Origin of the sequence: Streptomyces sp. NPDC001828 (assembly GCF_042892175.1) — a bacterium.
Classification (GTDB): Bacteria; Actinomycetota; Actinomycetes; order Streptomycetales; family Streptomycetaceae; genus Streptomyces.
Map to the genome: position 1 here is coordinate 382,223 of NZ_JBIATV010000001.1, position 13,347 is coordinate 395,569.

At 74.3% G+C, this 13,347-nt stretch carries 11 protein-coding genes and 1 pseudogene; 8 read left to right on the top strand and 4 right to left on the bottom strand.

The window, feature by feature from the left end; translation table 11 throughout:
• Nucleotides 1–6: 6 nt before the first annotated feature.
• Nucleotides 7–1,218: an MFS transporter gene (locus ACFYZA_RS01825; protein WP_388487950.1), complete on the bottom strand. Its 1,212-nt coding sequence runs from the start codon at nt 1,216–1,218 to the stop codon at nt 7–9.
• Between the two features lie 102 nt (nt 1,219–1,320).
• Between ACFYZA_RS01825 and ACFYZA_RS01830 the strand changes: the two genes are divergently transcribed.
• Nucleotides 1,321–2,067: an AraC family transcriptional regulator gene (locus ACFYZA_RS01830; RefSeq protein ID WP_388486286.1), complete on the top strand. Its 747-nt coding sequence runs from the start codon at nt 1,321–1,323 to the stop codon at nt 2,065–2,067.
• Nucleotides 2,068–2,096: 29 nt separating this feature from the next.
• Nucleotides 2,097–2,939 (top strand): carboxymuconolactone decarboxylase family protein, encoded by an 843-nt coding sequence (locus ACFYZA_RS01835; protein ID WP_388486289.1) that lies wholly within the window; start codon nt 2,097–2,099, stop codon nt 2,937–2,939.
• 52 nt (nt 2,940–2,991) lie between these two features.
• Here the strand turns inward: ACFYZA_RS01835 and ACFYZA_RS01840 are convergent.
• Nucleotides 2,992–3,105, bottom strand: a pseudogene (locus ACFYZA_RS01840) (D-2-hydroxyacid dehydrogenase family protein); the annotation flags it as partial.
• Nucleotides 3,106–3,261: 156 nt separating this feature from the next.
• Between ACFYZA_RS01840 and ACFYZA_RS01845 the strand changes: the two are divergent.
• Together ACFYZA_RS01845 and rho are read left to right on the top strand one after the other, a co-directional pair.
• Nucleotides 3,262–4,632 carry a DUF2252 domain-containing protein gene (locus tag ACFYZA_RS01845; RefSeq protein ID WP_388486290.1) on the top strand — a complete coding sequence of 457 codons (1,371 nt, stop codon included), beginning with the start codon at nt 3,262–3,264 and terminating at the stop codon, nt 4,630–4,632.
• A gap of 246 nt (nt 4,633–4,878) precedes the next feature.
• Complete coding sequence (gene rho, locus ACFYZA_RS01850; RefSeq protein ID WP_388486292.1) at nt 4,879–6,081, top strand: transcription termination factor Rho; 1,203 nt, start codon at nt 4,879–4,881, stop codon at nt 6,079–6,081.
• Nucleotides 6,082–6,111: 30 nt separating this feature from the next.
• Here rho and ACFYZA_RS01855 read toward each other — a convergent pair whose 3' ends face one another.
• Both ACFYZA_RS01855 and ACFYZA_RS01860 read right to left on the bottom strand, forming a co-directional pair.
• A complete protein-coding gene (locus ACFYZA_RS01855; RefSeq protein WP_382587552.1) occupies nt 6,112–6,309 on the bottom strand; it encodes a hypothetical protein in 198 nt (65 codons plus the stop codon).
• A 102-nt stretch (nt 6,310–6,411) separates the two neighbouring features.
• Nucleotides 6,412–6,831, bottom strand: a complete 420-nt coding sequence (locus ACFYZA_RS01860) for a CBS domain-containing protein (RefSeq protein WP_382587549.1) — start codon at nt 6,829–6,831, stop codon at nt 6,412–6,414.
• A gap of 262 nt (nt 6,832–7,093) precedes the next feature.
• Between ACFYZA_RS01860 and ACFYZA_RS01865 the strand changes: the two genes are divergently transcribed.
• From ACFYZA_RS01865 to ACFYZA_RS01880, 4 genes are all read left to right on the top strand, one after another.
• The gene (locus ACFYZA_RS01865) at nt 7,094–8,284 is read left to right on the top strand and encodes an acyl-CoA dehydrogenase family protein (RefSeq protein ID WP_388486294.1); all 1,191 of its coding nucleotides are present in this window, start codon (nt 7,094–7,096) and stop codon (nt 8,282–8,284) included.
• 118 nt (nt 8,285–8,402) lie between these two features.
• Nucleotides 8,403–9,293 carry an oxygenase MpaB family protein gene (locus ACFYZA_RS01870; protein ID WP_388486296.1) on the top strand — a complete coding sequence of 297 codons (891 nt, stop codon included), beginning with the start codon at nt 8,403–8,405 and terminating at the stop codon, nt 9,291–9,293.
• A gap of 18 nt (nt 9,294–9,311) precedes the next feature.
• Nucleotides 9,312–11,528 (top strand): tetratricopeptide repeat protein, encoded by a 2,217-nt coding sequence (locus ACFYZA_RS01875; RefSeq protein ID WP_388486298.1) that lies wholly within the window; start codon nt 9,312–9,314, stop codon nt 11,526–11,528.
• A gap of 238 nt (nt 11,529–11,766) precedes the next feature.
• Entirely contained in the window at nt 11,767–13,332 is a 1,566-nt protein-coding gene (locus tag ACFYZA_RS01880; protein WP_388486301.1) for a phytoene desaturase family protein, read from the top strand.
• The last annotated feature ends 15 nt before the right edge of the window (nt 13,333–13,347 follow it).

Consider the following 13,347-nt stretch of genomic DNA (forward strand, 5'->3'; position numbering starts at 1 on the left):
GACGGCTCAACCTCCCTGTGGAGCGGGGGAGTTGGGCGACCGCTGCATCACGTCCGCAGGCTCGGGCCGCGCGGGTTCCGGCAGCGTACGGGTGAGGAGCCAGGCCAGTACCGGGAAGACGATGAGCGGGGCCAGTGCCGTGCGCAGCGAGGTCGCGTCGGCCGCGGCCCCGATCAGCGGGCTGGCCACACCGCCCACGCTCACCGTCAGGCCGAGGGTGACCCCGCTCGCCGTACCGATCCGGCTGGGCAGATAGTCCTGACCGAGCGTCACCTGCAAGGAGAACGGAACGTACAGGGCGGCCGAGGTCAGCGCGACGAACAGGTAGAAGGCCGGCCCCGGCACGAACACCACCCCGGCCACCGCCGGCACCGCGGCCGCGTACGACCAGCACACCACCCGCACCCGGTCCCAGCGGGCCGCGAGCCTGCCGCCCACCACGGTGCCCGCCGCGCCGCCCGCGTACAGGGTGAACAGGGCGGCGGAGCCGACCAGTTGGCCGCCGCTCACCCGTTGGCGCGCGTACAGCGCGACGAAGGCCGCGAGCCCCACGAAGACCAGCGAGCGGCAGACGACGGCCAGGCACAGCTTCACGAACGCGGCCAGGTCGTCCCGGCCCACCACCCGGCCGGAACCCGCCCCGGGCCGCCCCGGCGACCGCGCCGCCCGCAGGGCGAGCACGCACAGCACACTGCCGAGCGCGGCCGGCACGACGAGCAGCGGAGCCGCCCGCAGGCCGCCCACCCCGACGACCCCCGCGACGAGCAGCGGAGCCGCGGCGAAGCCGAGGTTGCCGCCGAGCGAGAACCAGCCCATCGCGGTGTGGCTGCCCGCGCTCGCCAGGCGGGCCACCCGGGCGGACTCGGGGTGGTAGGCGGCCACGCCCACCCCGGACACGGCGACCGTCGCCAGGGTCGTGGCGTAGGTGCCGCCGCAGGCGCTCAGCGCGATACCGGCCCCGGCCACCGCCGTGCTCACCGGCAGCAGCCACGGCATCGCCCACCGGTCGGTCAGCGCGCCGAACAGCGGCTGCACGAGGGAGGACAGCAGCGAGGCGGCGAGCACGATCCCGGAGGCCGCCGCATAGGAGTAGGCGCGCTCGGCGACGAAGAACGGCACCAGGGCCGCCACCGCACCCTGGTACACATCGACGCAGGAATGCCCCACGGCCAGCAGGAACACCGGCCGTCGCAGCAGTCCGCCACCCCGCCCCCGCATCCCGCGCACCGGCTCTTTCCCGTACTCACCACGCTGTATCTTCCGCACGGCCCGATCATCGCCAGCGACGCGGCTGTCCCGCTTCCGATAAATTGCCAAGCAATGCCGAATATCCGCCACACCCCCGTCGCCCCCACCCGAGCCCAGCCGATGGCGCCCGGCGACAGCATCGAGGCGCACCGGCACGACGACCACCAGATCGTCTACGCCAGCCGCGGCGTCCTCGCCGTCACGACCGGGGCGGGCACCTGGGTGGCCCCCGCCAGCCGCGCGATCTGGGTGCCCGCCGGGACCGTGCACTCCCATCGGGCGCACGGCAGCCTTGAGCTGCATCTGATGGGGATCGCCGCCGACGAGAACCCGCTGGGTCTGGACGCCCCGACCGTGCTCATGGTCGGGCCGCTGCTGCGCGAGCTGCTCCTCGCCCACACCCGCGCGCCCGACGACGGCACTCCCGAAGGCGCACGGCTGCGGGCCGTGCTGCTCGACCAGCTGCGCGCCTCGCCGCAACGGCCCGTCACCCTGCCCGCGCCCAAGGACCCCCGGCTGGCCGCCGTGTGCGCCCTGCTCGAAGCCGACCCGGCCGACCGGCGCGGCCTCGCCGAGTTCGGCGCGCGGGTCGGCGCGAGCGAGCGCACCCTGACCCGGCTCTTCCGCGCCGACCTCGGGATGACGTTCCCGCAGTGGCGCACCCAGCTCCGCCTCTACCGGGCGCTGCAACTGCTGGCCGATGACACGCCGGTGACCGCCGTGGCCCACCGGTGTGGCTGGTCCTCGACGAGCGCGTTCATCGACGTGTTCCGCCGGGCCTTCGGCCACACGCCGGGCACGCACGGCCGCTTGCGTTAGAGCACGCTCCAACTCGTAGCGTCTTGTCCATGAGCAACGCAGACGACGCACGCAACGCCCCCACCTCCTCCCGTGGCGCCGAGACCACCGACGAGCGGTACGAGCGCGGGCTCGCCCTGCTCCGGACCGTCGGCGGCCAGGAGCGTCCGGCGGTCCTGGACAGCCTGGCCGACATCGCCCCCGACCTCGGCCACATGACCGTCGCCTTCGGATACGGCGACGTCCTGTCCCGGCCCGGACTCACCCTGCGGCAGCGGCAGATCGCGAACGTGGCCGCCCTGGCCGCCATGGGAAACGCGGCGCCCCAGCTGCGCTTCCACATCAACGGCGCGCTCAACGTCGGCGTCAGTCCGGTCGAGATCGTCGAGATCCTGATCCACACCGCGGTGTACGCGGGCTTCCCGGCCGCCCTCAACGGCCTCGCCGTCGCCCGCGACGTCTTCGAGGAGCGCCCGGACGTCTCCGCCGCCCCGGTCGACACCGAGCCCCTGCCGGGCGACCGGTACGAGCGCGGGCTCGCCAAGCTCGCCGAGGTCGACGGGCACGCGGGCGACCAGGTCGTCGCCTCGATGCGGGACATCGCCCCCGACCTGACGCGCTACATCATCGAGTTCGCCTTCGGCGACATCTACTCCCGCCCCGCGCTCGACCTGAGGTCGCGCGAGTTCGCCAGCGTCGCCATGTGCACCGCGCTCGGCACGGCCGCGGCCCAGCTGCGCGTCCACATCCACGGCCTGCTCAACGTGGGCGGCACCCGCGAGGAGGTCATCGAGCTCATCACCCAGATGGCGGGCTACGCGGGCTTCCCCGCCGCGCTCAACGGCATCACCGCCGCGCGCGAGGTCTTCGAGGAGCGCGGCGCGGGCCAGTGACCCGCACCGCCCCGGCCCGCTCAGCCGGTCCGCCGCACCGGGCACCCCGTCAACGCGGCGCCGTGCTCTCCTCGACGGGCCCCCGGGCCAGGCCGAGCGGCGGGGCCCAGGTCAGCTCGACCGGGGGAGTGGGCCCGCTCTCCGTCCCGCACACCGTCACCCCGTGCCCGCCCCGCACGGCCAGGCCGGCCGGCGCAGCGGGTGCCGGGAGCGCCCGGGGTGGATACGCTCGGTTCGGCGGGAAGCCGCAGCAGGCGCCCTTCCCACGGGACCGGCCCGCCCACCGCCCGCCCGCCCCGGACGAACGCCGGAGTGTGTGCCCATGACGAGCCCGAGCCCCGCCGCACGCCCCGCGGGGAGCCCCGACGAGCGGGCGCGGCACGGCCGCGCCGCCCGCAAGCGGCTCTCCCGCTCGGCGCACGGCCGGTGGATCCCGGGCGCCGACCGGCCCGACCCGCTGGCCGTCCTCGCGGGGCAGGCCCGCACCCGGGTGCCCGCACTGGTGCCGGTCCGGTACGGGCGGATGGCCCGGAGCCCCTTCCACTTCCTGCGCGGGTCCGCCGCCGTGATGGCCGCCGATCTCGCCGCATCCGAGCACACCGGTCTCCTCGTCCAACTCTGCGGCGACGCGCACCCGTTGAACTTCGGCGTGTTCGCCGCACCCGACGGCACCCTCCTCTTCGACATCGACGACTTCGACGAGACGTGCCCCGGCCCCTTCGAATGGGACGTCAAGCGCCTCGCCGCCGGTGCCGCCGTCGCCGCCCGCGACAACGGGCACCCCGACGAGGCCGTGCGCGCCGCGGCCCTGGCGGCGGCGGAGGCGTACCGCCGTGGCCTGCGCAGGCTGGCCGGCCGCGGCGAGCTGGACGTCTGGTACGAGCGCGTCGACCCCCGGGACATCGCCCGCCTGCTCCGCCGCACCGGCCGGGGCGGGGCCGCCGGAGCGGGCCCGGGCGGGTCGCGCGGCCGTGCGGGCCCGCGCACGCCGGCCCGGCTCACTGAGATCCGTGACGGGACGCGCCGCATCGTGGCCGGTCCGCCGCTGCTCGATCCGGTGACCGGCGCCGACCTGGTGGCCCTGCGCAAGGTCTTCCACGACTACCGGTCGTCGCTGACCGAGGAGCGGCGCGTTCTCCTCGACCGGTACCGCTTCGTGGACGCGGCCCGCAGGACCGCCGGGGTGGGCGGCGTCGGCGTCCGCTGCCATGTCGTGCTCCTGGAGGGCCGGGGCGCCGACGACCCGCTGTTCCTCCAGATCAAGGAGGCCGAGCGGTCGGTCGTCGAACCGCATCTGCCCGGCGCGGCCCACGCCCACCACGGCCACCGGGTGGTCGCGGGCCAGCGCCTCATCCAGGCCGGGACCGACATCTTCCTCGGCTGGACGACCGGGCCGCAGGGGCGGCACTACTACTGGCGCCAACTCCGCGCCCCTCAGGGCTCCTTCGAGCTCGACGGCCTCACCCCGCACCTGCTGGCCGGCTGGGCGAGCCTGTGCGGCACGGCTCTGGCCCGGGCCCATGCCCGTTCCGGCGACCGCATCGCGATCGCCGCCTACCTCGGGGGCTCCGACGCCTTCGAGCGAGCCGTCGCCACGTTCGCGGTGCGCTACGCCGACCAGAACGCCGCCGACCACGCGGCCCTGGTGGCGGCGCTGACCGACGGCACGATCACGGCCGTCACCGACGTCTGAAGGCCGTCAGGCCGGTGCGGACGGCGGGCCGCCGTTTCTGTGACGGTCCTCGAACAGCCGCCCCCGCAAGTCTGTGACAGTCCTCAAATGGCCGCCCTCGCAAGGGAGTTGTGTCCAGAACGAGCCGTTGTCCCGACGTCACCTCCCCCGCCGGGCGCCGAGGGTGCTACTCTGCGACCAGCACGTGTGTACGCCCCTTCTTCGCGGCGTCCGTGCTCGTTTCCTCCCGGTGCCGCCTCCAGCGCGGTGCCCGCTGTTCCCCTCCCGGCCGCTGTACGGCCCGGACTTCTCCTGCGCCCCGTCGCGCGAAGGGACCCCCCTGTGCTGAGCACGCTCGAACACCCCACCCCCATCCACCACGACCACCCCACCGGGGCCCCGCTCGCCGGCGTCCTGGACCTCACCGGCGGCCAGGGAAGGCTCCGGACCACCGGATACGCCCCCGGCCCCGGCGACATCAAGCTGCCGCCCGCCCTCATCCGCCAACACGCCCTGCGCAAGGGCGACTTCATCGAATGCGAGAGTGCCGCGCCCGAGCGGATCGTGCGCGTCAACGGCCGCCCGGCCGAGGCGCCGCTGCGCCGGCCGCACTTCGCCGACCTCACCCCGCTGCACCCCCGGGAGCGGCTGCTCCTGGAAACCCGGCCCGACCGGCTCACCACCCGCGTCGTCGACCTCGTCGCCCCCGTCGGCAAGGGCCAGCGCGGTCTGATCGTGGCCCCGCCGAAGACCGGAAAGACCATCCTGCTCAAGGAGTTGGCCCAGGCCGTCGCCGAGAACCACCCCGAGTGCCATCTGATGGTGGTGCTGATCGACGAACGGCCCGAGGAGGTCACCGACATGCTGCGCTCGGTGCGCGGCGAGGTGCTCGCCTCGACCTTCGACCGGCCGCCGAAGGAGCACATCGCGCTCGCCGAACTCGCCATCGAGCGCGCCAAGCGCCTGGTCGAGCAGGGTCAGGACGTCGTCGTGCTCCTGGACTCGCTGACCCGCCTCTGCCGCGCCCACAACAACGCGGCGGGCCCGGGCGGGCGCACCCTCAGCGGGGGAGTGGACGCGGCCGCGCTGCACGGCCCCAAGCGCCTGTTCGGCGCCGCCCGGCTCACCGAGGAGGGCGGCTCCCTGACCATCCTCGCGACCGCCCTGGTGGACACCGGATCGCGGGCCGACGACTTCTTCTTCGAGGAGCTCAAGAGCACCGGCAACATGGAGTTGCGCCTGACCCGCGCCCTCGCCGAAAGGCGCCTCTTCCCGGCCGTCGACATCACACCCTCCGGGACCCGGCGCGAGGAACTCCTCCTGAAACCGGGCGAGTTGAGCGCGGTGCGCGGTCTGCGCCGGGCGCTGCACCACCAGGACGCGCACGGCGCCCTGGAGGCGCTGCTCGACAAGATGAGGCAGACCCCCGACAACGCGGCCTTCCTGCGGCAGATCCGCCTCACCGCGTAGCGCGCCCGGGGGCCCACCCGGGTCAGGCCCTCAGGGGAGCAGCTTGTCGAGGGCGGCGGGACCCTCGGCGGCCAGCTTGCGCTCGGCCCAGGCCAGGTTCTCCGGGGTGACGTCCCGCCCGGACGCGAGCACGATGTCCTCGGCGCTGACCTCGCCCCCGGATCCCGTGTGCAGCAGGGCGTCGGGGGTCACGGGCTCGTGCGGGCTGGATTCGGGCCGGTCGTTCATGCCGCCTCCTGTGTTCGTCCGGTAATGCACCATTCTCGCCCCCGCCTACCCGGGCCGCATCCGGCCCACACGCCCCTTTCGCGCGGGTGCGCCGGGCCCCGCTCAGGAGGGTGCGTACACCCGGCCCGCGTACGAGGCGAAGGCCTCCGCGGTGAGCTTGCGCGCCAGGTCTGCCTCGGTGATCATGCCGACCGGCGTGCCGTCCTCGACCACCACGATCCGCCGGATCCGCGCCTCGCTCATCGCCTTGACGGCGAGCGAGGCGTCCGCGCCGGCGTCGACGGTGTGCACGCCGCCCTCGGCGAGGTCGCCCGCCGTCACCTTCGCGGCGTCCTTGCCCGCGGCCAGCGCCTTGACCACGATGTCCCGGTCGGTCACGATCCCGGCCAGCTCGCCCTCGCCGCCCTTGACGGGCAGCGCGCCGATCCCGTGGTCGCGCATCAACTGGGCCGCCCGGTCGAGGGTTTCGGTCGCCGGGACGCAGCGGACGTCCGCGGTCATCAGGTCACGGGCAGTGGTCACGGAGGCCTCCGGTCGAGGGTGCGGAAGGGGTGCGGGTGCGGCGCACGCGCCTCGGCCATGCTCGCCGCACGCCGGTCCTTCGGCGACCGCTCGGCGCCGATCGGGTGTCCCGGGCGCGCCCCGGAGTCCCCCGGGGCCGGTGGGGCCCGGCGGCCCGCACGCGCGGACCCCGCGTCGGGTGCGGGGGCGGCGCTCCCCTTCCAGATTCTTGGAACACGTTCTACTGTGTGCGCCGCCGTACCGCGACCGTCCTGGAGGGGCCGTGCACCTCGAATACACGCCTGAGCAGCAGCAGTTGCGCACCGAGCTGCGGACCTACTTCGCCGAGCTCGTGCCGGACAACGTCTACGCCCGGTACGCCGACCCGGCCGCCCAGAAGCGGTTCTACCGCGAGACCGTGCGGCGGCTCGGCGGCGACGGCTGGCTGGGCGTGGGCTGGCCCAAGGAGTACGGCGGGCGCGGCCTGAGCCCCATGGAGCAGTTCATCTTCTTCGACGAGGCCGCCCAGGCCGGGGTCCCGCTGCCGCTGATGGCCCTGAACACCGTCGGCCCGACGATCATGCAGTTCGGCACGAACGAGCAGAAGGCGTACTTCCTGCCGAGGATCCTCTCCGGCGAGACCGACTTCGCCATCGGCTACAGCGAGCCCGACGCCGGGACCGATCTCGCGGCGCTCAAGACCCGCGCGGTGCGGGAGGGCGACGAGAGCACCGGCACCTACACCGTGAACGGGCAGAAGATCTGGACCACCAACGGAGACACCGCCGACTGGGTCTGGCTCGCCGTCCGCACCGACCCCCAGGCTCCCGCGCACAAGGGCATCACGATGCTCCTCGTGCCCACGTCGGACCCCGGCTACAGCTGCACCCTCATCAACACCCTCGCCTCGCACGACACCACCGCCAGCTACTACGAGAACATCGAGGTCCCCGCCACGCGCCGGGTCGGCGAGGAGAACAAGGGCTGGCGGCTCATCACCAACCAGCTCAACCACGAGCGGGTCACCCTGGCCGCGCACGGCACCATGGCCATCCGCGCCCTGCACGACGTCCAGCGCTGGGCGGCCGACACCAAGCTCGCGGACGGCCGCCGCGTCATCGACCTCGGCTGGGTCCGCCGCAACCTCGCGCGCACCCACACCCGCCTGGACGCGATGAAGCTCCTCAACTGGCAGATGGTCAACGCCGTCCAGGAAGGCACCCTCACCCCGCAGGACGCCTCCGCCGTCAAGGTGTACGGATCCGAAGCCCGCCGGGACGCCTACGCCTCGCTCATGGAGGTCGTGGCGGCCGCGGGCCCGATGAAGGAGGGCTCCGCCAAGGCCGTCCTGCACGGCGAGCTCGAACGTGGCTACCGCTCCGCCGTGATCTTCACCTTCGGCGGCGGGAACAACGAGATCCAGCGCGAGATCATCGCCTGGATCGGCCTGGGGATGCCCCGGGTCCGGCGCTGACCCGACGTCCGGGGAGCAGCCCGGCCCACCGGGCGGGTACCCCGGGCGCGGGGCGCGGACTAACCTGCTGGTGTCACAGCACGCCCGGTCCTGAGTGCACACTCACTGGAGGTGGCGGATGACGGATGCCGACCCGGGGTACTTCGGGCCCGATTCGGTCACCTGGCAGCTGCACAGCGACCCCATGATGTGGATCGCGGGCGTCAGGGCGCTCTACCTCCAGGCCCTGCACCCCCGGGCCGTGCGCGGAGTCATGCAGAACTCCGACTTCCGCAAGGACGCCTGGGGACGGCTGATGCGTACCGCCAACTTCGTCGGCACGCTCTCGTACGGCACCAAGGACGCGGCCGAGCAGGCGGGCGCGCGGGTGCGCCGCATCCACGCCCTGCTCAAGGCGGACGACCCCGTCACCGGCGAACGGTTCGGCATCGACGACCCCGAGCTGCTCCTGTGGGTGCACTGCGCCGAGATCGACAGCTACCTCGGCGTCGTGCGCCGCTCCGGCTTCCGGCTCGGCGACGCCCAGGCGGACCGCTATGTCGGCGAACACCGCGTGGACGCGCGTCTGGTGGGGCTCGACCCGGCGGGCGTGCCGGGCAGCGTGGCCGAACTGGCCGCCTACTTCGACTCCGTACGGCCCCGGCTCGCGATGACCGCCGACGCGCGGGCCGTCGACGACTTCCTGCGCCGTCCGCCCACCCCCTGGCCCCTGGTCCCGGCGCGCGAGCTGGTGTGGCGGCGCGTGGCCGCGCTCTCCTACGCCTCCCTGCCCCCGTACGCCCATCGGCTCTACGGCCGCCCCGCCCCCGCCGTGTCCACCGTGGACCGCCGCCTGAGGTTCGCCGGCACGTTGCTGCGCCGCGTCCCCGCGACGGTGCGCTGGCAGCTTCCGCCCCGGCACATCCTCAGGGCCGTCGAACGGCTCGGGCCCGGGACCCGCCCCGCACCGTACAAACTCCGCGAACAGGCCGCCATACTGGACGGGCCGGGGAGGGCGCATGGTCAGTGACGGGGGCGACGGCACCAGATGGCGGACACCAGGCTGATCCACGGCCGCTACCGGCTGCTCGATCTGATCGGGCGCGGCGGCATGGGCGAGGTGTGGGCGGCCCGCGACGAATCGCTGGAGCGACGCGTCGCGGTCAAGCTGCTCAAACCCCTGGCCCCGGGCCACGAGGAGTCGTTCACGCGGGTGCTCAGGGAACGCTTCCGGCGCGAGGCCCGGGTGGCCGCCGCGCTCCAGCACCGCGGTGTCACCGTCGTCCATGACTTCGGGGAGTACGAGGGCGGGCTCTACCTCGTCATGGAACTGCTCGACGGGCGCAACCTCAGCCAGCTCCTCGACGACAACGAGCAGCGGCCGCTGGCGGTGGACGACGTCGTCGACATCGCCGAACAGGTCGCGGCGGCCCTCGCCTACACCCACCAACAGGGCATCGTGCACCGGGACTTGAAGCCCGCCAACATCATGCGCCTCGACGACGCCACGGTGAAGATCTGCGACTTCGGCATCGCGCGGCTCGGCGCCGACATCGGGTTCACCAGCCGGCTCACCGGCACCGGCATCGCCATGGGCACCCCCCACTACATGTCGCCGGAGCAGATCGCCGGCACCGAGGTCGACCACCGCAGCGACCTGTACTCGCTCGGGTGCGTCCTGTACGAACTCTCCACCGGGGCGCCGCCGTTCAACCTGGAGGACGCCTGGTCGGTGCTCGTTGGCCACCGCGACACCGAGCCCCGCCCGCTGCGCGAGCACCGCGCCGAACTCCCCGACTTCCTCGACCGTGCCGTCCTCGATCTCCTGGCGAAGGACCCCGGTCAACGGCCGTGCGACGCGGGGGAGCTGGGGCGCAGGCTTGCCTCGGGCCGGGCCGGGGCGGGACCGCTCGCCGACCCCGTGCCGCTGACCCCGCGCCGCGCGCCCCGGCTGCCGTCCTGGACGAAGGGGATGACCACCGGCCACAAGGCGACCCGCGCCTTCACCCCGGCCATCGACCCCGACCCCACGGCGGGTCTCACCGGCGAATGGACCGCGCCGCCCGCCGGCCCGCACCGGGCACCGGCCGCCCCCGCGCCACGGGAGGCGGAGCGGCCCGCCCCGGCGCCCAAGGTCCTCGCCGCGCTCGACAGCCGCCACAGCGCGGGGCTCAGCCTCGGCCGGCTCGGCCGTTGGGCGGAGGCGGGTGAGGTGCACCGGGCGGTCGCCGCCGAGCGCGCCCACCTCCTCGGTCCCGACCACCCCGACACCCTCGCCAGCCGCTACGAAATGGGCTTCACGCTGAGCCGGACGGGCCGGGCGGCCGACGCGCTGCGCGAGTTCGGCAGGGTCGCCGAGGGCAGGGCCCGCTCGCTCGGCGCCGACCACCCCGAGACCCTCGACGCGCGCCAGGAGACCGCGTACGTCCTCGGCCGTCTCGGCCGCCACTTCGAGGCACACCAGGTGTACGTGGCGGTCCTCGCCGCCCGCGAGCGCACCCAGGGCCCCGACGACCCGGACACCCTGCGCTGCCGGCACAACCTGGCCTTCAACCTCAGCAGGCTCGGCCGCCTGGAGGAGTCCTGCGCGATGGCGCAGGACGTGGCCGCCGCCCGCGCCAGGGTGCTCGGCGCCGGGCACCCCGACACCCTGGTCACCCAGTACGAAGTGGCTTACGCGCTCGGCCTGTTGGGGCGCTGGATCGAGGCGCTCGCCACCTATCGTGAGGTCGCCCGTGGCCGGGCGGCGGCCCTCGGCCGTGACCACCCCGACACCCTGGCGGCCCGCTACGAGATCGGCATCAGCCTCGGTCGGCTCGGGCGCGGCCCGGAAGCCCTTGAGCTCTACCGCGAGCTGGTGGCGGACCGGCTGCGGGTCAACGGTCCCGAGGATCCGGAGACGCTGCGCGCCCGGCACGGCCTCGGCGTCAACCTCGGCCGCCTCGCCCGCTGGGAGGAGGCGCTCAAGGAGGCCCGCGAGGTGTGCGAGCTGCGCGTACGGGTCCTTGGCCCCGAGCACCTCGACACCCTGGTCAGCCGCCGCGAGGTCGCCGTGGCCCTCGGCTGGCTGGGCCGCTGGCCGGAGGCGCTCGACGTCTACCGCACGGTGGCCGAGGCCCGCGAGCGCGTCCTCGGCGCCGACCACCCCGACGCTCTGGCCAGCCGCAACGACGAGGCGAACTGCCTGGAGCAGCTGGGCCGGGGTCCGGAGGCGGTGGAGCTGTACCGCAAGGTGGCGGCCCTGCGCCGGAGCGGCCGCCACTGACGGGGGCGCTGTTCCCCCGGCCCCGCGTCCCTTCCGGGGCTTCGCCCCCGGCCCCGCTTCCTCTCCGGGGCTTCGCCCCGGGCTCCCGCTGCTTTCCGCGGGCCGTGCGTGGTTGCTCGCGCAGTTCCTCGCGCCCCTTGGCGGCGCTGGCCCTTGGCGGCGCTGGCCCTTGGCGGCGCCGGGCCTTGGCGGCGCCCGGTGGGGTTCCGTGGGGGATCAGGCCGTGTTACCAAAGGGCATGCCCGCACGCACCGCGTTCGCCCGTGATTTCTACGATGCCGTCATCGTCGGCGGTGGCCACAACGGCCTGGTCGCCGCCGCCTACCTCGCCCGCGCCGGGAAGTCCGTCCTGGTGCTCGAACGGCTCGGCCGCACCGGCGGCGCGGCCGTGTCCACGCGCCCCTTCGCGGGGGTGGACGCCCGGCTCTCGCGCTACTCCTACCTCGTCTCGCTGCTGCCGCAGAAGATCGTCGACGACCTGGGGCTCGACTTCGCGGTCCGCAAGCGCACCGTGTCCTCGTACACGCCGACCCTGCGCGAGGGACGCCCCGGGGGGCTGCTGGTCGGCGCCAGTACGGACCGTACCGCCGCCTCCTTCCGCCAACTGACCCGATCCGACGCCGAGTTCAGCGCCTGGCAGGCGTTCTACGACACCACGCGACGGGTCGCCGAACGGGTCTTCCCCACCCTCACCGAGCCCCTTCCCACCGCCGCCGCGCTGCGGGAGCGGGTCGCCGACGACGCGGCGTGGCGGATGCTCTTCGAGGAGCCCATCGGCGTCGCCGTGGAGGACCGCTTCAGCGACGACCTGGTACGCGGAGTCGTCCTCACGGACGCCCTGATCGGCACCTTCGCCGACGCCCACGACCCCTCGCTCGCCCAGAACCGCTGCTTCCTCTACCACGTGATCGGCCAGGGAACGGGCGACTGGGACGTCCCCGTCGGCGGCATGGGCGCCCTCACCGACGCGCTCGCCGGGGCCGCGCGGGCGGCCGGGGCGGAGATCGTCACCGGACACGAGGCGACCGCGATCCGCACCGACGGCGCCGAGGCCGAGGTCGACTACGTCAGGGACGGGGCCGTCGGCGCGGTGGCCGCCCGGCACGTCCTGGTGAACGCCTCGCCGCAGGCCCTGGCGGAACTCACCGGTCAGGCGGCGCCCGAGCCGGCCGAGGGCGCCCAGCTCAAGGTCAACATGCTGCTCAGGCGACTGCCCCGGCTCCGGGACACCGCGGTCGACCCGCGCGAGGCCTTCGCCGGAACCTTCCACATCGCCGAGGGATACGGCCAGTTGGCGACCGCCTACGCCGAGGCCGCGCGCGGCGAACTGCCCAGCGCCCCGCCCTCGGAGATCTACTGCCACTCCCTGACCGACCCCTCGATCCTCGGCCCCGAACTCGCCGGGCAGGGCTACCAGACCCTCACCCTGTTCGGGCTGCACACCCCGGCCCGGCTGTTCGCCGAGGACAACGACAAGGCGCGCGAGCTGCTCCTCGCCGCGACCCTCGCCCAGCTCGACGCCCACCTCGACGAGCCGCTCGCCGACTGCCTGGCCCTGGACGCCGACGGCCGCCCCTGCATCGAGGCGAAGACCCCGCTCGACCTGGAGCGCGACCTGCGGCTGCCCGGCGGCAACATCTTCCACCGCGCCCTCTCCTTCCCCTACGGCGACGGGGCGACGGGCCGCTGGGGGGTCGAGACGGCCCACGCGAACGTGCTGCTGTGCGGAGCGGGGGCCGTACGCGGCGGCGGGGTCAGCGGCATTCCGGGTCACAACGCGGCGATGGCGGTACTCGGCCGCTGAGCCGCCCGCCAACTC

Coding starts and splice junctions, on each gene's coding strand:
- ACFYZA_RS01825 (WP_388487950.1), bottom strand. CDS start 1,218: ATGCGGGGGCGGGGTGGCGGACTGCTGCGACGGCCGGTGTTCCTGCTG.
- ACFYZA_RS01830 (WP_388486286.1), top strand. CDS start 1,321: ATGCCGAATATCCGCCACACCCCCGTCGCCCCCACCCGAGCCCAGCCG.
- ACFYZA_RS01835 (WP_388486289.1), top strand. CDS start 2,097: ATGAGCAACGCAGACGACGCACGCAACGCCCCCACCTCCTCCCGTGGC.
- ACFYZA_RS01845 (WP_388486290.1), top strand. CDS start 3,262: ATGACGAGCCCGAGCCCCGCCGCACGCCCCGCGGGGAGCCCCGACGAG.
- ACFYZA_RS01855 (WP_382587552.1), bottom strand. CDS start 6,309: ATGAACGACCGGCCCGAATCCAGCCCGCACGAGCCCGTGACCCCCGAC.
- ACFYZA_RS01870 (WP_388486296.1), top strand. CDS start 8,403: ATGACGGATGCCGACCCGGGGTACTTCGGGCCCGATTCGGTCACCTGG.
- ACFYZA_RS01875 (WP_388486298.1), top strand. CDS start 9,312: ATGGCGGACACCAGGCTGATCCACGGCCGCTACCGGCTGCTCGATCTG.
- ACFYZA_RS01880 (WP_388486301.1), top strand. CDS start 11,767: ATGCCCGCACGCACCGCGTTCGCCCGTGATTTCTACGATGCCGTCATC.